The 23,346-nt window shown below is 69.7% G+C and carries 21 protein-coding genes; 7 read left to right on the top strand and 14 right to left on the bottom strand.

The window, feature by feature from the left end; translation table 11 throughout:
• Positions 1-26 precede the first annotated feature (26 nt).
• The 9 genes from epsV to glp form a co-directional block, all read right to left on the bottom strand.
• A complete protein-coding gene (epsV, locus tag D7X30_RS20410; RefSeq protein WP_120564616.1) occupies positions 27-1,526 on the bottom strand; it encodes a PCP family exopolysaccharide biosynthesis protein EpsV in 1,500 nt (499 codons plus the stop codon).
• Positions 1,523-1,930 carry an exopolysaccharide biosynthesis response regulator EpsW gene (gene epsW / locus D7X30_RS20405; RefSeq protein WP_120564615.1) on the bottom strand — a complete coding sequence of 136 codons (408 nt, stop codon included), beginning with the start codon at positions 1,928-1,930 and terminating at the stop codon, positions 1,523-1,525. The genes epsV and epsW overlap by 4 nt, the downstream gene beginning before the upstream one ends.
• A gap of 23 nt (positions 1,931-1,953) precedes the next feature.
• Positions 1,954-2,130, bottom strand: a complete 177-nt coding sequence (locus tag D7X30_RS42345) for a hypothetical protein (RefSeq protein ID WP_014400807.1) — start codon at positions 2,128-2,130, stop codon at positions 1,954-1,956.
• Between the two features lie 10 nt (positions 2,131-2,140).
• On the bottom strand, positions 2,141-3,463 hold the full coding sequence (gene epsX, locus D7X30_RS20400) for an exopolysaccharide export protein EpsX (RefSeq protein ID WP_120564614.1): 1,323 nt from the start codon (positions 3,461-3,463) through the stop codon (positions 2,141-2,143).
• Positions 3,464-3,466: 3 nt separating this feature from the next.
• A complete protein-coding gene (gene epsY / locus D7X30_RS20395) occupies positions 3,467-4,102 on the bottom strand; it encodes an exopolysaccharide export protein EpsY (protein ID WP_120564613.1) in 636 nt (211 codons plus the stop codon).
• Positions 4,103-4,117: 15 nt separating this feature from the next.
• The gene (gene wzx, locus D7X30_RS20390; protein ID WP_233591680.1) at positions 4,118-5,671 is read right to left on the bottom strand and encodes an exopolysaccharide biosynthesis flippase; all 1,554 of its coding nucleotides are present in this window, start codon (positions 5,669-5,671) and stop codon (positions 4,118-4,120) included.
• A gap of 114 nt (positions 5,672-5,785) precedes the next feature.
• The gene (gene epsZ, locus D7X30_RS20385; RefSeq protein WP_120564612.1) at positions 5,786-7,258 is read right to left on the bottom strand and encodes an exopolysaccharide biosynthesis polyisoprenyl-phosphate hexose-1-phosphate transferase EpsZ; all 1,473 of its coding nucleotides are present in this window, start codon (positions 7,256-7,258) and stop codon (positions 5,786-5,788) included.
• A gap of 293 nt (positions 7,259-7,551) precedes the next feature.
• Positions 7,552-8,982 (bottom strand): formate dehydrogenase accessory sulfurtransferase FdhD, encoded by a 1,431-nt coding sequence (gene fdhD, locus D7X30_RS20380; protein WP_120564611.1) that lies wholly within the window; start codon positions 8,980-8,982, stop codon positions 7,552-7,554.
• On the bottom strand, positions 8,979-10,232 hold the full coding sequence (glp, locus tag D7X30_RS20375) for a gephyrin-like molybdotransferase Glp (protein ID WP_120564610.1): 1,254 nt from the start codon (positions 10,230-10,232) through the stop codon (positions 8,979-8,981). The genes fdhD and glp overlap by 4 nt, the downstream gene beginning before the upstream one ends.
• Before the next feature lie 156 nt (positions 10,233-10,388).
• Here glp and D7X30_RS20370 point away from each other — a divergent pair, with 156 nt between their 5' ends.
• Positions 10,389-11,000 carry a molybdenum cofactor guanylyltransferase gene (locus D7X30_RS20370; protein WP_120564609.1) on the top strand — a complete coding sequence of 204 codons (612 nt, stop codon included), beginning with the start codon at positions 10,389-10,391 and terminating at the stop codon, positions 10,998-11,000.
• Between the two features lie 62 nt (positions 11,001-11,062).
• Positions 11,063-11,671 carry a hypothetical protein gene (locus D7X30_RS20365; protein WP_147443251.1) on the top strand — a complete coding sequence of 203 codons (609 nt, stop codon included), beginning with the start codon at positions 11,063-11,065 and terminating at the stop codon, positions 11,669-11,671.
• A gap of 3 nt (positions 11,672-11,674) precedes the next feature.
• Here the strand turns inward: D7X30_RS20365 and D7X30_RS20360 are convergent, their stop codons facing one another.
• The 5 genes from D7X30_RS20360 to fdh are packed head-to-tail and all read right to left on the bottom strand — an operon-like array spanning position 11,675 to position 18,686.
• A complete protein-coding gene (locus D7X30_RS20360; protein WP_120564607.1) occupies positions 11,675-12,274 on the bottom strand; it encodes a hypothetical protein in 600 nt (199 codons plus the stop codon).
• A 6-nt stretch (positions 12,275-12,280) separates the two neighbouring features.
• A complete protein-coding gene (locus tag D7X30_RS20355; RefSeq protein WP_120564606.1) occupies positions 12,281-13,390 on the bottom strand; it encodes an AAA family ATPase in 1,110 nt (369 codons plus the stop codon).
• A gap of 43 nt (positions 13,391-13,433) precedes the next feature.
• Positions 13,434-14,639, bottom strand: coding sequence for an NrfD/PsrC family molybdoenzyme membrane anchor subunit (nrfD, locus tag D7X30_RS20350; protein ID WP_120564605.1), 1,206 nt, complete (start codon positions 14,637-14,639; stop codon positions 13,434-13,436).
• On the bottom strand, positions 14,636-15,436 hold the full coding sequence (locus D7X30_RS20345) for a 4Fe-4S dicluster domain-containing protein (RefSeq protein ID WP_199724452.1): 801 nt from the start codon (positions 15,434-15,436) through the stop codon (positions 14,636-14,638). The genes nrfD and D7X30_RS20345 overlap by 4 nt, the downstream gene beginning before the upstream one ends.
• Positions 15,437-15,440: 4 nt before the next feature.
• Positions 15,441-18,686 carry a formate dehydrogenase gene (gene fdh, locus D7X30_RS20340; protein ID WP_199724472.1) on the bottom strand — a complete coding sequence of 1,082 codons (3,246 nt, stop codon included), beginning with the start codon at positions 18,684-18,686 and terminating at the stop codon, positions 15,441-15,443.
• 321 nt (positions 18,687-19,007) lie between these two features.
• Between fdh and D7X30_RS20330 the strand changes: the two genes are divergently transcribed.
• From D7X30_RS20330 to D7X30_RS20310, 5 genes are all read left to right on the top strand, one after another.
• Positions 19,008-19,400, top strand: a complete 393-nt coding sequence (locus D7X30_RS20330) for a response regulator (protein WP_158619303.1) — start codon at positions 19,008-19,010, stop codon at positions 19,398-19,400.
• 136 nt (positions 19,401-19,536) lie between these two features.
• A complete protein-coding gene (locus D7X30_RS20325; RefSeq protein ID WP_158619302.1) occupies positions 19,537-20,136 on the top strand; it encodes a DUF2378 family protein in 600 nt (199 codons plus the stop codon).
• 129 nt (positions 20,137-20,265) lie between these two features.
• Complete coding sequence (locus D7X30_RS20320; protein WP_120564601.1) at positions 20,266-21,264, top strand: SDR family NAD(P)-dependent oxidoreductase; 999 nt, start codon at positions 20,266-20,268, stop codon at positions 21,262-21,264.
• A 201-nt stretch (positions 21,265-21,465) separates the two neighbouring features.
• Positions 21,466-22,065: an outer membrane beta-barrel protein gene (locus tag D7X30_RS20315; protein WP_120564600.1), complete on the top strand. Its 600-nt coding sequence runs from the start codon at positions 21,466-21,468 to the stop codon at positions 22,063-22,065.
• A 118-nt stretch (positions 22,066-22,183) separates the two neighbouring features.
• Positions 22,184-23,143 carry a protein kinase gene (locus D7X30_RS20310; protein ID WP_120564599.1) on the top strand — a complete coding sequence of 320 codons (960 nt, stop codon included), beginning with the start codon at positions 22,184-22,186 and terminating at the stop codon, positions 23,141-23,143.
• The last annotated feature ends 203 nt before the right edge of the window (positions 23,144-23,346 follow it).

The raw sequence follows: 23,346 nt of genomic DNA, 5'->3' as shown, positions 1-23,346 counted from the left end.
TCAAGGACGGCCGAGCGCACGAACCTTCAGCGCCGTTCCAGCTCCGCCAGCACCGGCAACTTGAGCAGCCGCTCCACTTGCCACTTCTCCAGGACCCGGCGGCGCAGGATGTCCAGCGCCACCGCCGCGAACACCGCCAGCGCCACCCCGCCCACCACGCCCGCGATGGCGATGAGCTTCGGGTTCGGCTTGGACGGCTTCTCCGGGAAGAGCGCCGGCAACAGCACGCTGTAGCGGTGCTTCATGGACACCTTCGAAATCTCCAGCTCCGTCTGCGCCTGGTCCAGCCGGCGCAGCTTCTCCTGGTGCCGCATCACCACCATGCGCATCCGGTCCGTGGCCACCGCCACCTCCGGATCATCCGGCGTGCCCAGCATCGCGCCCGCCATGGGCGCGCCGAAGCCCGCCGCCAGGCTCGTGCCCTCGGTCGTGGAGTCCACGTCCGTGCCGCCCATGCGCAGGTACTCCTGGATGAGCGACTGCTCCTCGGAGCGCAGGGACGTCAGCTGCGGCGAGTCCGCCTGCATCGTCGCCACGCGCTGCTCCAGGTCCACGATCACCGGATGCTGCGGGGAGAACACGACGCGCTGCTCCGCCAGCTGCGAGCGCAGCTCCGTGAGGCGGCGGCCGCGGAACTCCTCCACGTCGCGGATGGCGCGGCGCTTGGCCTGCACCAGGAACTTCAGCTGCGCGAGCGCGTGGTCCGTCTGCAACAGCGCCTGCCGCGCGCTGGCCTGCTTGGGGTCCGCTTCCTTCTTCTTGCGGCGCGCATCCGCGGCCCGCACCGCGCGCTCCAGGTCCGCGATGGCCTGCTTGATGTTGGCGGCCTCGTTGGCCACCTGGCCCTGGAGGATGTTCACGGATTCGGAGATGGCGCCCATCTCCGAGTCATGGCGCATGTCCAGGAAGTTCTGCGCCGCGGCCTCCACGATGTTGAAGGCCATCTGCGGGTCGCTCCAGTCCACCCCGATGGTGACCGTGCCGCTGCCGCCCTCCGCCATCACGATGAGGCTGGTCTCCAGCATCGCGATGAGCGCCTCCTCCTTCTCCTCGTCCGTCATGGGAGGCGGAGCCTTCTTCAGGTACTGCTCCTTCATGCGGCTCATGGGCGAGCGCATGTGGTCCCAGTACTCGATGAGCTTCGCGTTCTTCACCACGGACTTGAGGTTGCCGCGGCTAAGCACCATCTCCCACGCGGCGCGCGTGGGTTGATCCGCCTCCACCGGGATGGACCGGCCCGGGTTCACCAGCGAGGAGATGATGAGGTTGCGGTACGTCAGCATCCGCGTCTCGACGTGGTACTTGCGCGGCATCAGCTTCGCCGCCGCCGAACCCAGCCCCGCCATCACCGCGACGATGCACAGCCCCAGGAACCAGTGCCTGAAGATGGCCCTGCGCACGAAGCCCAGCCCGTCGAACAGGAAGCCCCAGTCGATGAGGTCCGCCGGCGCGTTTGTCTCTTCGCGCTCGGGGACGTACGGCGGGGGCGGGGCGGAGCGTGGCGTGCGTGGGGCGGGCGTGGTCACGCGCTGCCCCGGGGCGCCGCGGCCTTGAGCACCTGGCGCACGCGCTTCTCCAGCTCCTCGGGCGTGAAGGGCTTGCCCAGGTAGCCGTTGGCGCCGGCCTCTTCCGCGTAGGCCTTGTCCTCCGGCAGGTTGCGCGCTGACACCATCAACACCGGCACGTGCGCGATGGCGGGCGTGCGGCGGATGTGCTCGCAGACGTCGTAGCCGGACACGTCCGGCAACGTCAGGTCCAGGCACACGAGGTCCGGCTTGAGCTCGCCGCTCGCCAGGTACTCCATGGCGGCCTTGCCGTTGGGCTGCTCCACCACGTTCTTCACGCCCATCTGCTGGAGCATGTCACGCAGCATGACGCGGAACATCGGAGAGTCCTCCACGAGGAGGACGGTGAGCTGTTGGAGCTCCATCACGTCTGACGCCTTTCCTTCCCTCACCCGAACCCGTACCTGGGAACGAGGACGAGCACGCCATATGCGTACGCCATGTTGAAGAGGGCCACCCACAGGATGGCCTTCTTCATCCCCCGCCACGGATGCGCATCGCGCGCGGCCGCTCCGGGCAGCGCGATGGTGGCAACGAGGACGGACAGGAGGATGAGCTTCGCCATGGCGGGAGGCTCAGAGGATACCCGTTTTCTGGACCGTCAGTCCCAGCGTCGCGGACCACACCGTGCGGGCCGCCTCCACGTCGGGCGAGCGAGTCCAGGCCGCGCGGGTGTCCGCCTCCAGGGTCACCCATCGGTTCAGCGTCCAACCCGCGCCCACACCGCCCACCACCTGCCGGTCCCCCACGGCCCCGCCTACCGCGAAAGCGCCGCCCCCCGTCCCGGAGAACCGGAAGCGCGGGCTCAGCGCCCAGGTGCCGTTCAACGTCAGGTCTGCTCTCGGGTACACGAGCCCCGTCAGCCGGTCCACGAAGGGCGTCACCCGCGCGGCGAGCCGGCCGTTGAAGTCCGCCGTCCGCGACGGCACCCGGTGGGACACCGCCAGCGTCAGGTCCGGGAGCAGCTCCAGGCGCTGCGGCGGATCCTCCACCGGCGCGCCCCCGACCTGAAGGGTCCTCAGCCGTCGGCTACCTGCCGAGGCGGCTGATGGGGTGACCCCGGGCGCCTCCGGGTCATCCGGGGTGTCCTCTCCGGTCGCGCGCACGGAATACGCCATGCCCACGCCCACCCCTGCCTCCACCGACGTGCGCCGGTCCAGCCGGTGCGTCCAGGCGCCGGTGAGCGTCGTCACGGTGGCGCGCGCGCCGGTGGAGAAGCGCGAGTCCGTGTAGGCCAGCGTGGTGCTCAGCGTGTGCCGGGGCGCGGGGGAGTTCCCCAGGGACAGCTGCGCGCGAGGGCCGTACTGGAAGGGCACCGCCTCCTTCGCCGTGTCATCCAGACCGCCGCTGGCGGAGAAGCCCGCGCTGCCGGACAGCCGCCAGCCCGGGCCCAGCCACACCGTCTCCGCCGCCAGCGTCGTCAGCGAGGACAGGAAGAACACCGTGTCCACGCCCTCCGGCAGGGGCTGGATGGGGAGGGCCGGCGTGTCCCCTGGCACCGTCGGGTCGTCGTCCAGACTGCCGCCCAGGGGCAGGTTGGTGAAGAGGTTCACCTGGCCCAGCACGAACTCCTGGGTGCCGTGCAGCGTGAGCCCGCGCGAGGGGCGCCAGTCCCCCAACAGCCGCCCCACGTGCTGCACCTCGGTGCGAGGGTTGGTGGTGGCCTCCCGGAAGGAGATGCGCGGCGCGTACTCCACCTGCGCCACCGCGCTGCCGTCGTCGTACTTCAGGCTCACCGTGGGGACGATGTCCATGTCCGCCGCCAGGGGGGACACGGCTTCCCCCGTGGCCTGCTGGTCCATGGAGCGCGCGCGGGTGTCCACGCGGACCGCGGCGCCGTACGTCACGGAGGCGGAGGCCACCTCCAGCCACAGGCTCGCGAGGGCCGCGTCCAGCACGGGCTATTCCACCACGACCACGTCGCCGGGGCGCAGGCGGAAGGCAGCCGCGCGGCCCTCTCCGCGGATGATGTCCTCGTAGCGCACGCGGATGCGCGTGGGCTGCTCCGCCTGCGGGTCGTCCCGGCGCAGCACGAAGATGCGGTCGCGGTGGGCGTAGTCGGTGAAGCTGCCGGCGGCGCCCAGCGCCTGGAGCAGCGTCGCGCCCGGGTCCAGCACGTGCGCGCCCACGTTGGCCACTTCCCCCAGCATCGTCACGGACATGGGGCGCGCTTCCTCCAGCGACACCGTGACGACGGGGTGGTTGATGAAGTCCTTGAGCCGCGTCTGGATCTGCTGCGCCAGCAGGGCCGGCGAGTGGCCCGCGGCCTCCACGTCGTCCAGGAAGGTGAGGCTGATGTGGCCGTCCTCGCGCACCCTGGCGCGCGTGGTGAGCGCCTCCTGGCCGAACACCTTCACGTTGAGCACGTCGCCGGGGACGATGCGGTAGGCCTCGTCCGACGCGACGGGCTTCTCCTGGTAGTCGTTCACCCAGGTGTACTTGCCCAGGCCGCTGCACGCGGGGGCCAGCAGGAGCAACCCGGCGCACGCGAGCGCGCGGGAGACGGGACCGCGGAATCGGGACGGGCGGGACGGCATGGCGCTAGAAGCTCCTCACGCGGCAGGGGCGGCCGGCACGGCCACGTCGGAACCATTACCACCGCGCTGCTTCGCCATGCGCACGACCTGGAGCAGCTCCGAGGGGCGCACGGCGCCGGTGCCCAGCACGCCCACCACGTAGGCGGTGGCCGTCAGCCCCAGCCGGGGCCACGCCTGCATGCCCGCCCCGGACAGCACCCGGTCCAGGACCACGCAGCCCACGCACACCGCGGCCGTCTTGGCCACCATGAGGAGGGAGCGCCGGTCGAAGGAGTTCCTCCCCATGCGGCTGAGGAACAGCACCGTGACGATGACCTCCGTGAGGAACATGGAGAGCGCCGTGGCGGTGGCGCCGCCGGACGGGCCGATGCGGCCGTACAGCGACGGGATGAGCATCAGGTTGAGGATGGGGTTCACCACCGCGCCCATGGTGGCCGCCAGCGTCACCCACCACTCCTTGTTGGACATGGTGAGCCAGATGCTGCTGACCATGGTGACGTAGGCCATCACGAAGATGGGGGACAGCACGCGCAGGGGCAGCGCCGCGGGCTCGAAGCCGGGGCCGCACATCAGGCGCACCCACAGGTCCGCGCCCAGCACCATGGCCATCATCACCGGCACGGTGAACGCGAGCACGCCCTCCAGCGAGCGGCGCGTCAGGTTCGACAGCTCCTCCGGGGAGCGGGCCGCCGCGCGCGACATCATGGGCATCAGCACCCAGCCGAAGATGGGGGAGATGAGGAACGTGAGCCCCGCGATGCTGAACGCACCGCCGTACCAGCCCACCTCCTCCTTCGACGCGAGCTTGCCGAGCAGCGTCATGTCCGTGCGCCCGTTGCACGCCAGCGCCGCCGCCGTGAGGAAGAACGGCAGGCACGCCTTCATCACCTTCTTCGTCGCGGTGAGGTCGACGCGGAACTTCAGCCCCAGGTGCTCCTTCGCCAGCTTCCAGCTGATGATGAGCTTCACCGCCTCCGACAGCACCATGGGCACGGCCAGCCACTGCAGGCCCACGCCGAACGCGGCCATCAGCGCCAGGCCGCCGCCCCACACAATCTTGGTGATGACGTTGGAGACGGACAGGCCCGCGACCTTGCCCTTGGAGTGCAGCAGCGCGGCCATGGACGCGTTGATGACCATGAGCGACTGGGCCACCGCGAACCACTGCACCAGGTGCTGCACCTCCGGGGGCTCGCCGGTGTGGTGGAGCACCAGCGCCAGCGCCACCATCAGGACGAGCGTCATCGCCAGGCGCAGGAGCATCGTGGTGCCAAAGAAGTCGCTCGCGTGCTCCGGGCGGACGGGGACCTCTTTGCGGATGTACGTCTCCAGGCCCAGGTTCGTGGCCACGAAGAACGTGGCGGCGAACGCCTCCGACCAGTTGAAGTAGCCGAACGCCTCCGGCCCCAGGTAGCGCGGCATCAGCGCGCGGATGCCCAGCGCGATGGCGTACGTCACCATCAGCGAGCCACCGAGCTGCAGGGTGCTGCGGACCGCGCCGCGCACTTCGTTCGCACGGGCGCCGTCGTCGGCTTCAGCGGAGGGGGAGGTCGGACTGTTCACGGTCATGGAAGACGCGGGCCTTCGGGGCTGCTGTGCACCCAAGGGGAGGAAGGCCCGCCCCATGGAAAGACGAACGGGCCCGGCGCGTCAACGCCGGGCCCGGGGATGACACTCCGGTTGCTAGCTTGCTCCGCGACCGGTGATGACCACCGGCACCGTCTGCAGGAGCAGCCGCAGGTCGCCGGTGAGGCTCCAGTGGTCGATGTACTGCATGTCCAGGTACATCCACTGCTCGAAGGAGATCTGGTTGCGGCCGGACACCTGCCAGATGCAGGTGAGGCCCGGGCGCACGGACAGGCGGCGGCGCTGCCACGTCTCGTACTTCGCCACCTCGCTGGGCACCGGCGGGCGCGGACCCACGATGCTCATCTCACCGCGGAGCACGTTGAGGAACTGGGGCAGCTCGTCGATGGAGAACTTGCGGATGAAACGACCGATGCCGGTGATGCGCGGGTCGTTCTTCATCTTGAAGACGGGGCCGGTCTGCTCGTTCTGCGCGGCCAGCCGCTCCTTGAGCTCCTCCGCGTTCACCACCATGGAGCGGAACTTCAGCATGTAGAACGGCTTGCCGTGCTGACCGGTGCGCAGCTGCTTGAAGAAGATGGGGCCGCGCGAGGTGAGCTTGATGCAGGCGGCCACCACCGCGAACAGGGGCAGCAGGGCCCACAGCGCCACCGCGGACACCGCGATGTCGAACAAGCGCTTCATGGCCATCTGGTGCGGCTTGGGCGCCACCGCGGCGAAGTGCAGGTAGCCGTCCGCCACCGCGCGGGACTCCACCGGGCGGGCGCGGTCCAGGCGGAACGAGTGCGCCGGCAGCGCGAACGGCACGCCGAAGCGCTCCGCCAGCTTGATGGCCGCCTGCATGGACTCGCCCTGCTTGAGCGTGTTGCCCGCGATGTAGACCTCGCTGACGGGCAGCGTGCGCAAGAGGCGCTCCAGCTCGTCCGCGGGCCCCAGCACGTCCGAGGGCAGGCTGTCGCCGGAGGCGTGGTCCTCCGGGAAGCGCACGTAGCCCAGGATCTTGTGACGGCCGCGCTTGAGCAGGTCCTCACCCGTGTAGCGGCCCATGGCGCCGGTGCCCACGATGAGCACCTCCTCCGTGGGGGCCTCCTGCGAGGCCACCTGGCGGAAGACGCCCAGGCGCAGGAGCAGCGCCACCGGCCAGAAGATGAAGAGCAGCGGCGCCAGGCCCACGTGGGCCGACTGGGGCATCGCCAGCTCCAGCACCGCCTGGATGGTCACCACCGCCAGCGTGGTGACGGACACCAGCGCCACGTGGTCCAGCTTGCTGCGCTCGGCGAAGCGCGAGTCGTACAGGCACAGCGCCGTGCCCGTGATGAGCCACACCAGCACCGCCGTCACCACCATGCTGGGCAGCTCCCAGCTCATGGGGAACGTCAGCCCGCCGCGCATATAGGCGGAGCCCAGCAGCACCGCCACCAGCAGCGCCACATCCACGGTGAGGTTCAGCTTCGCCGCGAAGCCAGGAGCCAGGCGCGGCGGATCGGTGACCTCGGCCGCGGCCGTCACCCCCGTCGCCTCGGATGCCTTGACCTCGGCGCTTGCAGTCGCACTGCTCATCGTGTCCACCCCCCTCTGCTCACGTTCGGCTCTTGCAGAGGATGCCGTCTAGACTAGAAAAGTTTAACCAGGAGGAAATGAAAGATTGCCAAATAGTGCGTCGCGGCGCAACCACTGCTCAGCAAGAAAGACATGACAACAGGTGAAAACTTGGACACCCATCCCAGCCGTCGGGTGTGAGTTCCCTTGCGTGGACAGTGAAGTCTGGCGGGGTCATTGGATCCCCCCTGGACTCCCATGTGACCCGATGGAGCCGCCGACTGCATGTACGATGCCGGTCTGACAGTCGGATGTTCGCGCTTTCATCGGGATGCGTCATGGCGGAAGTCATGAGGAATTCCCGAGAGTTGGGGATGCGGCTCCAGACGTTCAGTCGCCGTGTAGACGTTGCAGCGGCCGTTCCTTGAGAACGCGGCGAGCGTCACGCCGGCACGCAGGGCCAGGTCGATGGCCAGGGAGCTGGCGGCGGACACGCTGACCACGACGGGGATGCGGGCGCGGGCGGCCTTCTGGACGATTTCGAAGCTGGCGCGGCCGCTGACCGCGAGGACCGTGGGGGCGGCGGGGAAGGGCGGTGTGGGCAACCGGCGCGGGGAGCGCACAGCGCCGGCCAGGACCAGGGCCCCCACCACCTTGTCCACGGCGTTGTGGCGGCCCACGTCCTCGTGGGCGGCGAGCAGCTCGCCGTGGGCGTCCAGCGCGGCGGCGGCGTGCACCCCACCGGTGAGTTCGAACGTGTGCTGGATGGCGCGCAGGCGTTCGGTGGCGCGGGCCACGGTGTGGGCGGAGAGGACGGGGCCGGGGGCGACGCTTTCGCAGGTGGCCATCAGGTCGTCCACGCCGCGGCGGCCGCACACGCCGCAGGCGGAGGTGGTGAGGGTGCCGCGGCGGGTGGCCTCCACGCGCTCCAGGTCGAGCACGGCGCCGGCGGCGGGGACGACCTCCAGCACGTTCCCGTACCCTTCCTCGCCGGGGTGTCCGCAGTGGAAGAGGCTGCCCAGGTCGTCGCCGTCGTCGAGGATGCCTTCGGCGAAGAGGAAACCCACCGCGAGCTCGCGATCATGGCCGGGGGTCCGCATGGTGGTGGCGACGGGGTCGCCATTCACGCGGATCTCCAGGGGCTCCTCCACGGCCACTCGGTCATCCTCGGCCGCACGGAGCGTGTCTCCGTCGAAGCGGCGCACGGCGCGGTGGGTGACGCCGCGCGGTTCCGGACGGAAGACCTTCGGCGCCGAAGATTGATCACGCAGCCACGCGGTGAGGAAGTCCGCGACTGCACAGACGGTGGCCGGCACGCGCGGGCGCGAGGCCACGGTGGCCGGGAGCGCGGGAGCGTCCGTCACCAGGGCCAGCACGTCGGGGCGCGAGGCCGCGAGCGGGGCTTCCAGGCCCTCGCGCCACACCTCCAGCTTCGGGAGGGGGCCGTCCTTCCAGCCCTCCACGAGCACCAGGTCCACGCGGTCCGCGTCGCGCGCGAGGAGCGAGGGGGACAGGGGCTGCCGGGTGGTGAGCTGCGTGCCGTCCGGCGTGGAGAAGCCGGTGAGGACCGCGCCCGCGGCGTCCAGGCGCGCGGTGTCGCTGCCCGGGCGGTGGAGCGGGTGCGCGTCCGAGGAGTGCTTGACGTACGCGACGCGCAGGCCGCGCGAGGCCAGCTCCGGCAGCAGGCGCTCCAGGAGCGTCGTCTTGCCTGCGCCGGAGTGGCCGATGAGGGCGAGCGCGGGAGGCGGCTTCACGCGGCCTCCACGGCTTGGAAGTCTGGCTGCTCGAAGAGCTGCACGTCCACGGACTCGCCCTGGGCGAAGTCGGCGCGGCCGGCGGGGAGCACGGCCCAGCCCCGGGCCGCCACGTTCTGGAGGATTTGTCCGGCGCCCTGGGGACGCAGGCGGGCCCACGGTTCGACGCTGTCCTCGCGCGTCTCGAGCGCCGCGACGGTGACCAGGTAGGTGAGGCCGGCCTGCTTGTGGCGGGGCTCGGAGAGGCGGGCGCGGGTGACGCGGCGCTGTTCGATGACGCCCTGGTGCTTGAAGAGGAGGGGCCGCGCGAACTGGTCGAAGGCGACGGTGGCGGCGCCGGGGTTGCCGGGCAGCACGACGACGGCGGTGGAGCCCAGGCGGGCCACGGCCACGGGCTTGCCGGGCTTGAGCGCGACGCCGTCCACGAGGAAGCGCGCGCCCATCCGTGTGAGGACGCGCTTCACGCAGTCCTTGTCGCCCACGGACGCGCCGCCGGTGGTGATGAGCACGTCGACCTGGGGCGCCAGCTTCTCCAGCTGCGCGTGCAGCTCCGCCTCGTCGTCGCGCGAGCGGGCCAGATGGGTGATGTCCGCGCCGGCCTCGCGGGCCAGGGCGGCCACGAGGAGGCGGTTGCTCTCGAAGACCTGGTGGGGTTGGGCCGGCTGGCCGGGGGGAACGAGCTCATCCCCGGTGGCGACGACGGCGACGCGTGGCGCGGGGCGCACGAGCGCGGTGGCTTCGCCCAGCGACGCGAGCACCCCGAGCACGGTGGCGTCCACGCGCTGGCCGGCGGGGAACAGCGGCGTGCCGGGCATCACCTCTTCGCCGGCGCGGCGCAGGTCATGGCCGGGGTCGACGGAGACGAAGAGGTCCACGTGGGTGCCGTCGTCGGTGGGGCGCGCGGCCTCCTGGCGGACGACGGCGTCGGCGCCGGGGGAGAGGGGGGCGCCGGTGAAGACGCGCGCGGCCTCGCCGGGCTGGAGGGCGCGGCGCGGGAGGTGGCCGGCGTAGACGGTGTCGACGATGCGCAGGCGCGCGGGGCGGTCGCGGTTGGCGCCCCGGGTCTCCTCGGCGCGCACGGCCCACCCGTCCATGGCGGAGTTGTCGCAGCCGGGCAGCGCGCGTGACGCGACGATGCCAGCGGCGAGGAACCGGCCATGGGCTTCCATCAAGGGAAGGCGAGCGGGTGCCGCGGGCACGATGGCTTCGAGCGCGGCCAGTCGCGCGGCGGGGAGGGGAGTCAGCGGCATGAGTCGGCGAGGGAGCGGCGGACTCTACGACGGGGTGCGCGTGCCTTGTCCACGGGGGGCATGGGAATGGCGGTTGCTCCCTCCCTCTGGGGCTTGGCGGAATCCGCGAGATGAAGCGTTTTCTGGGCGGATGAGAGGTGTGTAGGGTCGGCGGACATGGACGGATCCGCGACCTTTCCCGACGTGACGCTGGCCATCCTGGCAGGGGGGCAGGGGACCCGGCTGGGGGGCGTGGCCAAGGGGCTGCTGAGCGTGGAGGGGCTCACAACCTTGGAACGGCTGCGAGCGTTCGGGTCGCATTTCGAGGACACGGTGCTGGTGGCGAATGTTTCGGAGCCGTACGAACGCTTCGGGATCCGCACGGTGGCGGACGCCGTGAAGGGCAAGGGAGCGCCGGGAGGGGTCCATGCGGCCCTGGGTGCGGCCCGCACGCTGTGGGTGTTCGCGGTGGCGTGCGACATGCCGTTCGTGACGGAGGCTGCGGCGCGGGTGGTGCTGGATGCGCGGAGTGGGGACGTGGATGCGGTGTGCTTCGAACGGGACGGACGGTGGGAGCCGTTGTTCGCGGCGTATCGTACGGAGCTGGTGACGCGGTGGGGTGAAGCGTTGGTGGAGGATCCGTCTCTGCGGCAGTTGCTGATGCGGTTCCGAACGCGGACCTTGCACGTGGACGCATTGCGCGCGGTGGATCCGGAGCTGCGCGCCCTGGCGAACGTGAACACGCCGGAGGACCTGGTTCGCTATGGCGTCACGTTGCCGGAGCGGTGAGTCCGGGACGTGGGCGCGCGGGGCAGGTTGACGGGGAAGGGGGAAGGATGGAGCCTTTCAGGATGACCCGGGACTGGAACTCGCTGATTCGCTACGCCCTGGAGGGCGCGGAGGGGGAGCCCTTCCTGCGCTTGCTCAAGGAGCGGCTGCGGACCGGGAGTCAGGTCGTCAGCGTGCGGCTGGAGAACGCGGGTGGGAAGCCGGAGTACGTGCTCATCCTGTCGCTGCACAAGCAGCTGTCGGAGATGCGGGTTCCCCATTCGGAGGGGTTCACGAGCTGGTCGTTCGATACGGGAACGCGGATGGCGGACGAGCAGCAGGAGCAGGCGCGGTTCGTGCTGCTTCTGGGGGAACGGCTTGCTGCGCTTGCCAGTGATGTGGGGCCGGATGTGCTGATGGCGCTGCTGTCGAACCATCTGCCCGCGTTGGGGGCACCGCGTGCCAGTGAAGCTGCGCGGCACCTGCGGACTTCGCGGCATGTGGACAGCGCTGTTCGGCGGGCGGCTGAGAAGCTGGATTTCCTCCTGGTGGGACTGGCTCGCGCGCTGGGGCGCTCGCTCAAGTACGACGAGGCGACGACCGGGCGGATCCTGGATGGTGCGTTGGCGCAGTGGATCTCGCAGCCGCCTCGGGCACTGGGCTTGGATGCCCAGGTGCCGCACCTGTCGTAGCGTTCACCAGCGCTTCACCTGGTCGACGAAGGCCTTGAAGCTTGGGCGTGCTGAGAGTCGCGCGATGGCGTCCGGCTGACTGAGCCACTCCAGCGCCATGCCCTTCATGACCTGGCTGGACGGCTGGGGCTTGCCGTAGCAGTCCTTCTTCAGGACCGGACGGCTGTAACGCTGCTCGGGAGATGGCTCCGTGAATGCATGGCCCTTGGCGATGAGGAGCCAGGTCTCCAGGGTCTGCGTGGGCACGACCACGCAGGACCGATAGGGAACTTCGCGCCAGCTTGTGGGAATGGTGCTGTGCAGCCAGCACACGCGGCACCCGTGCTCATTCGCGCATTCTTGGGCAGAGTCGTGCGCCGGGTCGTGGGGAAGCCCGCGTGTGCTTCCTCCATCGTTGTCGATGGCGACGAGCGCGTGACGGACGCCCTGCTGCGCCGCCGTGTTGAGGTACAAACCGGCTTGCTTCCGCACATGCTTGCAGCCGTTGAACTCGATCTCGCTCTTCCATGCTTCGACGGGAGTGCCGAGAACCCGTTCAAGCAGGTAGCGGTAGAGCTCCCCGTCGTAGGCGTGGAACTCACTGGCGATGGCGACCGTGATCACGAGATTTCAGAACGCGGTGCTGAAGGCGCCAGTCTCCAAGAGGTCTCCTGGTGGTGTCTGCTGGAGTGTTTCTACCAGCTCCGGCACGTCGCTTAGGCGCTTCACACGCGTTCCCTTGTCGGAGCGACGGAAGAGGAGGATTGCCTCCGGCTCGTCCCGGAACGAATTGAGAAGAACAGTTGAGTGCGTGGCGATGATGAACTGGCAGCCACGCTCGCGGACGATGTCCTTGAGAAGGTCGACCAATTCGCGAAGCCGCTTGGGATGGATCGACTGCTCTGGTTCTTCAATGCAGAGGAGTTGACCTGGTTCCGCGCTGAGTGCGTGCATGGCCAGCGCGGTGAACGCCAGTACGCCGTCGGAGACATGCTCCGCGTCGAACTCGAAGCCATCCTTCTGCCTGAACCAGAGCCGTTGATGTCCTGGCACCGGAGCCGGGCGTACCAGCACATCCTTTATTTCGGGAAGGCAGCGTGTCAGGAAGCCATTGAGCGCGTCCACTTTCTCCGGCACGGCTCCTCGCCATAAGCCCAGGACCGCCGCGAGTCCTCGACCGTCCAAGCCGATTACGGGATGGAAGACGACCTCCGCGTCACTGCGAAGAGCGCTCAATGAAAGCTTGATGGTCTTGCTGTGCACGAAAGGCTTCACCAAAGGGACAAGTCGTTCCCCCTGGAGATCGGTCATCAGAGAGGTCTGCCGGACAAGCATCCGAGCCCCATCTACCTTGTGCTGCCCATCAAGTTGCCCATTGACCAAGTCATTGTGATTGCTTCGGTAAAAACTCAATTCCCTGCCTGGGTCCTCGAATCCTTCATATTCGATTGACACCCCCGGTTTGGGAGAGGGTCTGATGAAATAGGCACCCTGATGGCCTGCCCATTCGATGTGGCAGAAGTCTTCAGGGGCTCTGGGCTGGTGGAAGAAAAACTCCCCTTCCTGACTGATTGCCGTGGGGACATCCGCCACCATGCTGTTGGTCAGGAACCGAGCCACGCTCATAAAGTTCGACTTGCCCGAGTTGTTCGGCCCCACGAGCACCGTGATGGGCTCCAGTGGGATGGTCTGCTGCTCGCCGAAGCTCTTGAAGTTCCGGAGCGTGATGGACTCAATCATGCTCCGAACGTAGCACTCCCTACCGACAAGGTAAGGCGCGGCGTCACGGCTCCGGCTGCGTCACCATGAACCGTGCGTAGGGCATGCCGGCCCGTGGCGCCGAGCCCTGACCCAGCACGGGCAACGGGAAACTCAGTGGCTTTCCATCCGACGCCGCAGTGTTCCCCTCCACCTGTGCCGCGCCGAGTCCCTGTCGCTGTCCCTGGAACGTGGCCTGCGGATTCCTCGCGGAAGCCCTGCCCGCTTGGATGACGGCATATCGCGCGGCCACCGCGCCCACCGTGGACAGCACGTCCGCCGTCACCTGTTTCCACCTCGCTCGTCCCGGCAGCACGTCCATCACCAGGCCCGCCAGGGAGCACGTTCGGGACAGCGTCCACAGCGCTCCCGACACACCCGTGCGCAGCGGCTTCCCTACCTCCACCACCTGCCGCGCCTCCAGCTCCACCGCTTCGCGCGTGAACACCTCCGCCACCTTGCCCGCCACACGGAAGCGGCGCAGCACGCGCTCCTCCGCGTCCGTGTTCGGGAACAGGGACAACAAGCTCCCAGCGCTCGCAGTCGCGGAGGCCATGAAGAACAGCGGCAGTGTGCGCCCCACCTGCTGCCATAGGGGCACCGCCGTGTTGCTCACCAGTACAGCCGTGTACCCCGCGAGCGGCAGGCCCAGCACCGCGCCCATCCACCCCGCCGCGCGTCCCACTCCGCCCAGCATCCCGGGCATCCGTCGCAGCACGAACGCCGCCGTGTTCACCGCGCCCGAACCCGCCAGCACCCACGACCCTACGCTCATGGGCGACGTGGGCCGGAACACGCGCAGCATGTTCAGGAAGCGCGACGGCCGGCCCAGGTCGTGGATCAACAGCCCCGCGCTCACGATGTCCCCCGCCGTGGCCACCGCGTGACAGCGCCCCGCCAACCGCTCCAGCCTCCGTCCTCCTAGAGACTCCAGCGTCACCCCGAGCACGCTCGCCGCGCCCGCCACTCCGCCCACGTAGAAGTACGCCGGGACCGTCCAGATCCACAGCGGCTCCTTCAACACCGGCATGCCGTAGTAGCTCGGCGCCTCCGCGCTGTCCGGCCCCGACCGCGACGGCACCGTGGGCAACACGTCCATCCCATGCCGCGTGGGCTCCGGGTCCTTCACCCGCTGCTGAGCACCCTCGCCCTCCAGGATGCCCGCACGCGTGTCGATGTTCCGCCCGTCCGCCTTGCGCTGGAGCCGGTCCAACAGCGTGTCGTCGCTCATCCGCGCCCCTCCCGACCGAACGCCACCGCGCCCAGCGCCACCGCCACCATGCCCGCCGCGCCCATCGCCACCGAGGCCCACGACCGCAGCGCCTTCTTCGTCGGCACCACCGGGTCGGGCGGCAGGTTGTAGACCTCCGGCTTGTCCAGCAGCAGGAAGAACGCGTTGAGCCCACCCGTACCCGGCTGGTTCTCCGCGTCCTTCCCGTACAGGTACGCGTCCGTCATGCCCCGCTGATGCAGGTCGCGCACCCGCGACTCCGCGCGCGCATGCAGTTCATCCAAATCTCCGTACTGGATGGACGCCGTGGGACACGCCTTCGCGCACGCGGGCGTCTGGTCGTCGCCGATGCGGTCGTAGCAGAGCGTGCACTTCCACGCGCGGCCGTCATCCTCGCGCCGGTCAATCACTCCGAACGGACACGCCGACACGCAGTAGCCGCAGCCGTTGCACACGTCCGGCTGCACGTAGACCGTGTCGAACTCCGTGCGCACGATGGCGCCCGTGGGACACGCCTCCAGGCACCCCGCGCGCTGACAGTGCTTGCACACGTCCGACATCATCAGCCACGAGAAGTCCCCCGCGCCCGACGTCTGCCCCTGCAACGGCACCGGCCGCTCCACGAACGCCACGTGCCGCCACGTCGACGCGCCCAGGTGCGCCGTCTGGTCGTAGGACATCCCCGTGAAGTGGAAGCCGTCGTCCGGAAGCTGGTTCCACTGCTTGCACGCGACCTCGCACGCCTTGCAGCCGATGCAGAGCGTCGTGTCCGTGAAGAACCCCTTGCGGCTCCCCATGCGCCTATCCCTTCCCCTCGGGTTCCTGCGTCTCCGAGTGGTCCGTGACCTGCGGCGGTGTCACGTCGCGCGGCACCTCCGGCACCGTCAGCGGAGGCGGTGCCGCTCCCGCCGCGGCCCTCTCCCCCGAGCGCATCCGCCCCGCCCGCAGGTCCGCCGTGAACGCCTTCGACTCCTGGATGTCCACGTTCTGATCCGCGACGAACGCCGTCAGCTCGTTGGCCCCTTCGCCTCGCACGCGCCCCGTGACGCCCCAGTGGTACGGCAGACCAATCTGGTGCACCTGCCGCCCCTTCACCTTCAGCGGGCGGATGCGCTCCGTGACGAGCGCCCGGCACTCCAGGTCCCCTCGCGCCGTGGCGAGCGTGCACCAGTCCCCGTTGTTCAGCCCCTTCTCGCGCGCCAGCTCCGGGGAGATTTCGCAGAACATCTCCGGCTGCAATTCGCTCAGCCAGGACAGCCAGCGTGACATGCCTCCCGCGGTGTGGTGCTCGGTGAGCCGGTACGTCGTGACCAGGTACGGATAGCGCGGGTCGCCCCAGGCCCGGTGATAGGGGTTGTCCTTGCGCTTCCACTCTTCGCGCGTGGGGCTGCACTGCTGCGCGTAGAGCGGGTTGGACACCACCGACTCCATCGGCTCGTAGTGCGTGGGCAGCGGCCCGTCCATCATCCCGCTGGGCGCGAAGAGCCAACCCTTGCCGTCCGCCTGCAAGAGGAACGGATCATTGCCGGCGATGGTCGCCAGCCCCGTCGCGCCCTCGGGCGGGCGGTACTCCGGCGGACGGTCCGCGATGAAGTCCGGCACGTCCTCGCCGGTCCACTTCTTCTCGCCAGCGTCCCACCACACGTAGCGCTTGCGCTCGCTCCAGGGCTTGCCGTTCGCGTCCGCCGACGCGCGGTTGTAGAGGATGCGCCGGTTGGACGGCCACGCCCAGCCCCACTCGGGCGCCACCCACGTCTGCTCCTGCCCCGGCTTGCGCCGCGCCGTCTGGTTGACTCCGTCCTTGTAACAACCCGAGTAGATCCAACAGCCGCACGCCGTGGAGCCGTCGTCCTTCAGCGCCGTGAATCCATCCACCAGCTTCCCGTCCGCCACCGTGCAGCCGTTGATCTCCTTCAGCACCGCCTCCGCGGAGGGCTCCGCGTGCGGCCCGAGCGTGGGGTAGTCCCACGTCAAATCCAACAGCGGCGCGTCCTTCGGGTCCGTGGAGCCCGCGTAGCGCTCACGCAGCTTGCGCCCCAGGTGGTAGGTGAAGTGCAGCTCGCTGCGCGTGTCCCCCGCCGGCTCCACCGCCTTGTGATGCCATTGCAGCAGCCGCTGCGTGTTGGTGAAGGTGCCGTCCTTCTCCGTGTGCGCGGCGGCCGGGAAGAAGAACACCTCGGTCTGGATGTCCTCCGGCCGCACCTGTCCAGACTGGACCTCCGGCGCCGTGCGCCAGAACTCCGCGGTCTCGATGAGCGTGAAGTCGCGCACCACCAGCCAGTCCAGCTTGCGCAGCCCCTTGCGCTGGAGCGCCCCGTTCATGCTGCCCACGGCGGGGTTCTCCCCCATGACGAAGTAGCCCTGGAGCTTCCCGTCCGCCATGTCCGCCACGGTCTGCATGTGCGAGTGATTGCCCGTCAGCCGCGGCAGGTGCGCGAACAGGTAGTCGTTGTCCTGCGTCGCCTTGTCCCCGAACCACGCCTTGAGCAGCGACACCGCGTACTTGGGGAACTCCGACCACCAGCCGCTGCCGGACTTGTTCTTGCGGATGTAGTGCTCCAGCGCGTCCGTGCCGCTCGCGCGCGGCATGGGCAGGTAGCCGGGCAGCAGGTTGTAGAGCGTGGGGATGTCCGTGGAGCCCTGGATGGACGCGTGCCCGCGCAGGGCGAGGATGCCGCCGCCGGGCCGGCCGATGTTGCCCAGCAGGAGCTGGAGGATGGCCGCCGTGCGGATGTACTGCACGCCCACCGAGTGCTGCGTCCAGCCCACCGCGTAGCAGAACGCGCTGGTGCGCTCCGGGTTGGAGTTGTCACACAGCGTCTGGGCCACCTGGAGGAACAGCGCCTCGTCCACGCCGCACACCTGGGACACCACCTTCGGCGTGTAGCGCGCGAAGTGGCGCTTCAAGAGCTGGAACACGCACCGGGGATGCTGGAGCGTCTCGTCCCGGTGCTCGTCGCGGAGGTCCACGCGGTGGTCATGCCCGCCCGCGCCCGCGCCCGGCTCGTCCGTCAGCTCCTTGTGGCCCGCCGCCGGCACCACGCCGGACACGCCCTGGTACTGCCAGGTGTGGGTGTCGTAGCGGTTGTCCTTCGGCTGGTAGCCGCTGAAGAGCCCCTCCAGGTCCTCCGTGTCCTGGAAGCCCTCGCGGATGAGCGTGGCCGCGTTGGTGTACTGCACCACGTAGTCACGGAAGTACCGCTCGTGCTCCAGCACGTAGTGGATGAGCCCGCCCAGGAACGCGATGTCCGAGCCCACGCGGATGGGCGCGTACACGTCCGCCACCGCGCTGGTGCGCGTGTAGCGCGGGTCCACGTGGATGACCTTCGCGCCCCGGGCCTTCGCCTCCATCACCCACTGGAAGCCCACCGGATGGCACTCGGCCATGTTGGACCCCTGGATGAGGATGCAGTCCGAGTGCTGCAGGTCCTGCTGGAACGTCGTGGCTCCGCCGCGGCCAAACGTGATGCCCAGACCGGGCACCGTGGACGCGTGTCATATTCGAGCCTGGTTCTCCACCTGCACGACGCCCAGCGCGCTGAAGAGCTTCTTGAGGAGGTAGTTCTCCTCGTTGTCCAGCGTCGCCCCGCCCAGGTGCGCCATCCCCAGCGTCCGGTTCAGCCGCTGGCCCTTCGCGTCCGTCACCTCGAACGTCGCGTCGCGCGTGCGCTTCACGCGCTCGGCCACCTTCTCCATCGCCTCTTCCAGCGGGATGGGCTCCCACTCCGTGCCGCCGGGGCGACGGTAGAGGACCTGCTGCACGCGTTGCGTTCCCGTGACCAACTGGAAGGTGGCGGCGCCCTTGGGACACAGCCGTCCGCGTGAGATGGGGGAATGCGGGTCACCCTCGATGTCGAGGATGCGCCCGTCGCGCACGTGCACCTCTTGCCCGCAGCCCACCGCGCAGTAGGGGCAGATGGACTTCACGACCGCATCAGCGGACTTGGTGCGCGGCGCCAGCGAACGGCTTCGCGCCGACATCGCCGTGTCGCCCAGGGCCCGGCTGTCTCCCCGCGCGAACTGCCGCAGCACGGGCCAACCCTTCATCAGGTCGCGGAACTTCAAGGCCGCTCCTCCCAAGGACGTGCACGTGGAATCCAGTCCCCAAGATGGGGACGCACGGAGGGGCGGACCAGTGCCGCCGGTCCCGTGCCAGCGTTCAACAGCGGACGCGAGAGCAGGCGGGCAGGCACGAAAATGCGCGGCGCGCGAAATCAGACCGGGGGGCTCGAATCGTTATTTCTCCACGGTGCCAACGCCTCTTCCGGCTCCTCCCTCCCTGTGGGGCCTCGGGCCTTCAGGCGGAGCAGGAAGACCCACAGCCACGTGATGGCCGGATTCGTGGCGGAGAGCGAGTGGAGAACCTGCATGACAGACAGTGCCCCTCTCATCCTGTTGATCGAGGACGAGGAAGACCTTCGGGACGCGGTCGCGACGCTGTTGGAGATGGAGGGTTATCGCGTCGCGCAGTGCATCCACGGCGAGGATGCCTGGAGCTGGCTGGCGTCCCATCCCCGTCCAGGCCTGGTGCTGCTGGACCTGATGATGCCGGTGATGAACGGACAGGCCTTCCTCGCGAGGCTGTCCCAGGAGCGCATGCTGGAAGGCGTGCCCATCATCGTGCTGTCCGGCAGCCCCTTCCATCCACCGGGCGCGGTGGCCTACCTGCGCAAGCCCGTGGCGGTGGGGTCCATGATGGAAGTGGTGCGCCGCTTCCTTCCATCATCCGGGGAAGGCCCGGAAGGACCTCACACGTCGTGAAACATGTGTCGCATGGCGTGCCGCGTGCGCATCGAGGACTCGCGATGGGGTGGGACCTGTGGAATCCTCGCGCCCCGTCAGGTCCCCGCCTGGTCCATTCCCCCTCATTCAAAGGACGGCGCAGATGCCGGCTGGCATGCTGAATCTACCCGAGGACGTCACTCGTGACCTGGAAGCCCGCCTGGCCGCGACGACATCGGAGGATACGAGCCGGGGCCTGTTCTTCCTGGGGGTGTTGGACGCGGTGCGCTTTCTGGGCGGAGCGGACGCGGTGAAGCGCTGTCTGGAGCAGGTGGGGGAGACCGCGGACTTCATCCCCATGCAGACCTATCCGTTCCCGCGCTTCCTGCGGCTGTCCTACGTGGCGGCGGAGCAGCTCGCGCCGCTCGTCGGCGGCCATGCGGCGGCGCAGCGGCAGATTGGCACGCAGGCGATGCTGGACTTCCTCAACTCCATGTTCGCGCGCGACTTCGTGCAGCAGGCGGGTGGCGACCCGAAGCGGCTGCTGGAGCTGATGCACTCCGGCTACCGCACGGCGCTGAACTTCGGCGAGCGCTCCGTGGAGTGGCTTGGCCCCAGGTCGGGCCGGGTCATCATGAAGCGCTCGCTGATGCCGGTGCCCTACAACGAGGGCATCCTCCAGTCCGCGTTGGAGGTCGCGGGCGTGCACGACGTGCAGGTGCGCGGGCAGGCCCAGTCGCTGGTGGACGCCATCTACGAGGTCTCCTGGTCGTAAGCCGCGCGCGGCCTGCTCTCCGGTCCGGAGGGCGGCCGTGCGAGCGTGCGCGCGCGGAGGATTCCGGGGGCTTGCCTCGTGCGAAGCCCGGCCGGAGGGCCCACCTCAGGCGAGGAGGGGCGAAAGCGCATGGCACATCACGAGGACTTGAGGGGACAGGTGGCCATCGTCACGGGCGCGTCGAGTGGCGTGGGCTGGCAGTCCGCGCTGCGGCTGGCGGAGGCGGGCGTGCGGCTGTGTGTCACCGCTCGGCGCCAGGCGGCCCTGGAGCGGCTGCGCGTGGAGGTGCTCCAGCGCGGCGGCGAGTGCCTGGTGAGTGACGGCGACGTGACGGTGGCCGAGGACGTGGAGCGCGTGGTGCGCGAGTGCGTGGCGCACTACGGCCGCGTGGACCTCCTGGTGAACGCGGCGGCGGTGCAGTCCTACGGCTACTTCGACCAGTTGCCCTGGGCGCACATCACGCGCGTGTTCGACGTGTCGTGCTTCGGCTACTTCCGCTTCGCGCGCGCGGTGCTGCCGCACTTCCGCAAGCAGGGCCACGGCCACCTGCTCAACGTGCAGTCCATGCTGGCGTCGGGGGCCGCGCCGCTGCTGTCCGCGTACGCGTCCGCGAAGCACGCGACGTTGGGGTGGGCGCAGGCGCTGGAGGTGGAACTGGCCGGCACGGGCATCCACGTCTCCAACGTGATGGTGCCGTCCGTGTCCACGCCCATGTTCGACCACGCGCCCACGATGCTGGGATGGAAGCCCGTGCCGGTGCCGCCCACCTACGACGTGGACCTGGTGGCCCGCGCGGTGGTGCGGCTGGCGAAGCGGCCGGGCCACACGTCGGTGCCGGCGTTCCTCCAGGGGCGGTTGATGCTGTGGCTCAACGGCCTGGCGCCGTTCGTGGGCAAGGCGGTGCTCTCCCGCTTCGGCGTGCGGATGCAGACGACGGACATGCCGCTGGACAGGCCCGAGGGCAACCTCTTCACCCCCGTGGTGGAGGGCGTGGGCCCCCGGGGCAGCGTGCCGCCGACACCCGCGTGGAAGCGCTTCACCGCGACGCTGGGCCTGGCGGCGCTGACTGGGAGCGTGGTGGGCGGCGCGGTGCTGGGCGCTCGCGGCCTGCTGCGCGCGGCGCGCTGAAGCGACGGCGCCATCCGACGGCACCGGCGCCGAGGGGGCCGCGATCAGGATTTTTCCTGTTCGTGGCGCTGATGGTGGGGTGTCAACGAAGTGTTGGGTGGGTCAGAAAACATCCTCGCGTTGCGGCGCTCTTTGGCTAGAAGGGGCCCCGCATGCGCTCCGGGAAGGGTCGGCCGGGCGCCAACGAGGGGAGAAACATCGATGCGTGGAAGCAATAAGTGGACGGGCCTGGCGCTGGTGGCGGGCCTCGCGGTGTCGGCGCAGGCGGTGGCGGCGGAACAGCCGAACCTGAACGCGAACCCGGGCCAGTCGTCGTCGTTCGGCCAGGCGGGCCAGATGGTCATCAGCCAGGACCTCAACGGCTTCCTGGGCTACAACACCGCCTCCGAAGTGTTCCTGATCCGGCTGGAGCCGTCCGCGGACTACTTCCTCCAGCAGAACCTGTCGGTGGGCGCGTCCGCGCTGGTGGCCTTTGGCTTCGGTGACAGCACCGTCGTGGGCCTGGGCGTGCTGGGCCGCGTGGGCTACCACCTGCCGCTGGGCGAGCGCGTGTCGCTCTGGCCCAAGGCGGGCTTCGGCGTGCAGTTCGCCCACGTGACGGGCGCCAGCGACGTGAACTTCGTCCTGGACTTCAACGCCCCCGTCCTGTTCCACCTCACGCCGCACTTCTTCATCGGCGCGGGTCCGCAGGTGCGCGCGGTCATCAGCCAGAGCGTGGGCAGCCTGGGCTCGGAGCAGGGCTACTTCGCCGGCAACGACGTGACGCTGGGCATCACCACCACGGTCGGCGGCTACTTCTAGCCTCGGGCCTTCCCCGGCACCCTGGGCTTCGTGCCCGGGTGTCGGGGAGTGCAGGACCCGTGACGTAGGACGCGGTGCGTTGACGTCACGGGTTGGATGTGTTGGGTTGGAGGGTGCCATGTCCGTGCTTCCGTTCGCCTCTCGGCTGCCCACGTTCGCCCCCCTGCATCCGCTGGGGAGGGGCCCGCTGGGGGAGTGGGTGTCCCTGGTGTGGCCGCTGGAGCAGGACTCCGCGGACGCGCGCCCGCTGGTGGTGAAGACGTTCCTGTTGGCGTCGGGCCTGGCGCCGGAGACGCGGCGTCCGCTGGAGGAGTCGCTGACGCGGGCGGTGCCGCTGCGGCATCCGGGCATCGCGAGGCTCCACGGCTTCCAGGTGGACGTGCGCGACACGCTGACGGTGGTGTCGGACTACGTCCCGGGCTGTTCGCTGGCCACGGCGCGCCGGCGGGTGCTGGGGCGGGGTGGACGGCCGTCGGAAGCGTTCGTGTGTCACGTGGGCGCGGAGGTGGCGGGAGCGCTGCAGGCCGCGCATGGCGCGCGCGTGGTGCACGGGGACGTGCATGCGCACCGCATCCGCGTGGGTCCTCGGGGCGAGGTGACGCTGACGGACTTCGGGCTCAGGCCCGCGCGTCCGCTGCTGCGCCGGTTCACGTCGCCGTCCCGGCCGGACGTGGTGGAGCTGCCCGTGTGCGAGGACGCGGTGGGCTCGTCGGTGGAGGCGCGGGAGGACCTGCGCGCGCTGGGGCGGGTGTTGTTGGGGCTGGTCTCCGGGAACACGGTGGCTCCGGAGGACGCGGCCGGGGTGGACGCGGCGCTGGGTGGGGTGTCGCCCGCGCTGCGGGACGTGCTGCGTGGGGTGCTGCTGGAGGCGCGCGTGACGGACTCCGCCGCGGGGCTCCAGGCGGCGCTGCGCGGCTGCATGGGGCGCGGCGTGGAGTGCCACGGGCCGGACGCGGTGGTGCGCGAGCTGGCGGCGCTGCCGGGCTCTGGGCCGCTGTCGCCGGTGGACGTGTACGTGGGCGCGGCGTCGGTGATGACGGCCTCCGCGTCCGTGCGCGGGCGCACGTTGCCGTCCTGAAGACGCCAGGAGACTTCGTGCGAGCGCCGGACATCCCGTGATGTTCCGGTGGGTGGCCTTCGTGTGGACTGACGAACGTCGCGCGCCGGGTGCGTGTGAAACGCGACGGGGCGCGAACGGGAGGCTGGTGGTCGCGTGAGGCGACACCCACAGTCGCGCGCGCCTCCGGCCCGTGCATCCGCGGAGGCTCCACGCTGGATGGG

It is taken from the genome of Corallococcus sp. AB011P (genome assembly GCF_003611605.1).
GTDB lineage: Bacteria > Myxococcota > Myxococcia > Myxococcales > Myxococcaceae > Corallococcus > Corallococcus coralloides.
Note: the sequence above shows the minus strand (reverse complement) of the source record. Positions and strands in the feature narration are given on the sequence as shown.

What these genes read in the sequence shown, in the direction of transcription:
- D7X30_RS20330 (WP_158619303.1), top strand. Translation starts at nt 19,008, where the DNA reads ATGACAGACAGTGCCCCTCTCATCCTGTTGATCGAGGACGAGGAAGAC.
- D7X30_RS20325 (WP_158619302.1), top strand. Translation starts at nt 19,537, where the DNA reads ATGCTGAATCTACCCGAGGACGTCACTCGTGACCTGGAAGCCCGCCTG.
- epsY (WP_120564613.1), bottom strand. Translation starts at nt 4,102, where the DNA reads ATGCCGTCCCGCCCGTCCCGATTCCGCGGTCCCGTCTCCCGCGCGCTC.
- D7X30_RS20315 (WP_120564600.1), top strand. Translation starts at nt 21,466, where the DNA reads ATGCGTGGAAGCAATAAGTGGACGGGCCTGGCGCTGGTGGCGGGCCTC.
- D7X30_RS20320 (WP_120564601.1), top strand. Translation starts at nt 20,266, where the DNA reads ATGGCACATCACGAGGACTTGAGGGGACAGGTGGCCATCGTCACGGGC.
- D7X30_RS42345 (WP_014400807.1), bottom strand. Translation starts at nt 2,130, where the DNA reads ATGGCGAAGCTCATCCTCCTGTCCGTCCTCGTTGCCACCATCGCGCTG.
- epsW (WP_120564615.1), bottom strand. Translation starts at nt 1,930, where the DNA reads ATGGAGCTCCAACAGCTCACCGTCCTCCTCGTGGAGGACTCTCCGATG.
- glp (WP_120564610.1), bottom strand. Translation starts at nt 10,232, where the DNA reads ATGCCGCTGACTCCCCTCCCCGCCGCGCGACTGGCCGCGCTCGAAGCC.
- D7X30_RS20370 (WP_120564609.1), top strand. Translation starts at nt 10,389, where the DNA reads ATGGACGGATCCGCGACCTTTCCCGACGTGACGCTGGCCATCCTGGCA.
- wzx (WP_233591680.1), bottom strand. Translation starts at nt 5,671, where the DNA reads ATGACCGTGAACAGTCCGACCTCCCCCTCCGCTGAAGCCGACGACGGC.
- D7X30_RS20310 (WP_120564599.1), top strand. Translation starts at nt 22,184, where the DNA reads ATGTCCGTGCTTCCGTTCGCCTCTCGGCTGCCCACGTTCGCCCCCCTG.
- nrfD (WP_120564605.1), bottom strand. Translation starts at nt 14,639, where the DNA reads ATGAGCGACGACACGCTGTTGGACCGGCTCCAGCGCAAGGCGGACGGG.
- D7X30_RS20365 (WP_147443251.1), top strand. Translation starts at nt 11,063, where the DNA reads ATGACCCGGGACTGGAACTCGCTGATTCGCTACGCCCTGGAGGGCGCG.
- D7X30_RS20345 (WP_199724452.1), bottom strand. Translation starts at nt 15,436, where the DNA reads ATGGGGAGCCGCAAGGGGTTCTTCACGGACACGACGCTCTGCATCGGC.
- D7X30_RS20355 (WP_120564606.1), bottom strand. Translation starts at nt 13,390, where the DNA reads ATGATTGAGTCCATCACGCTCCGGAACTTCAAGAGCTTCGGCGAGCAG.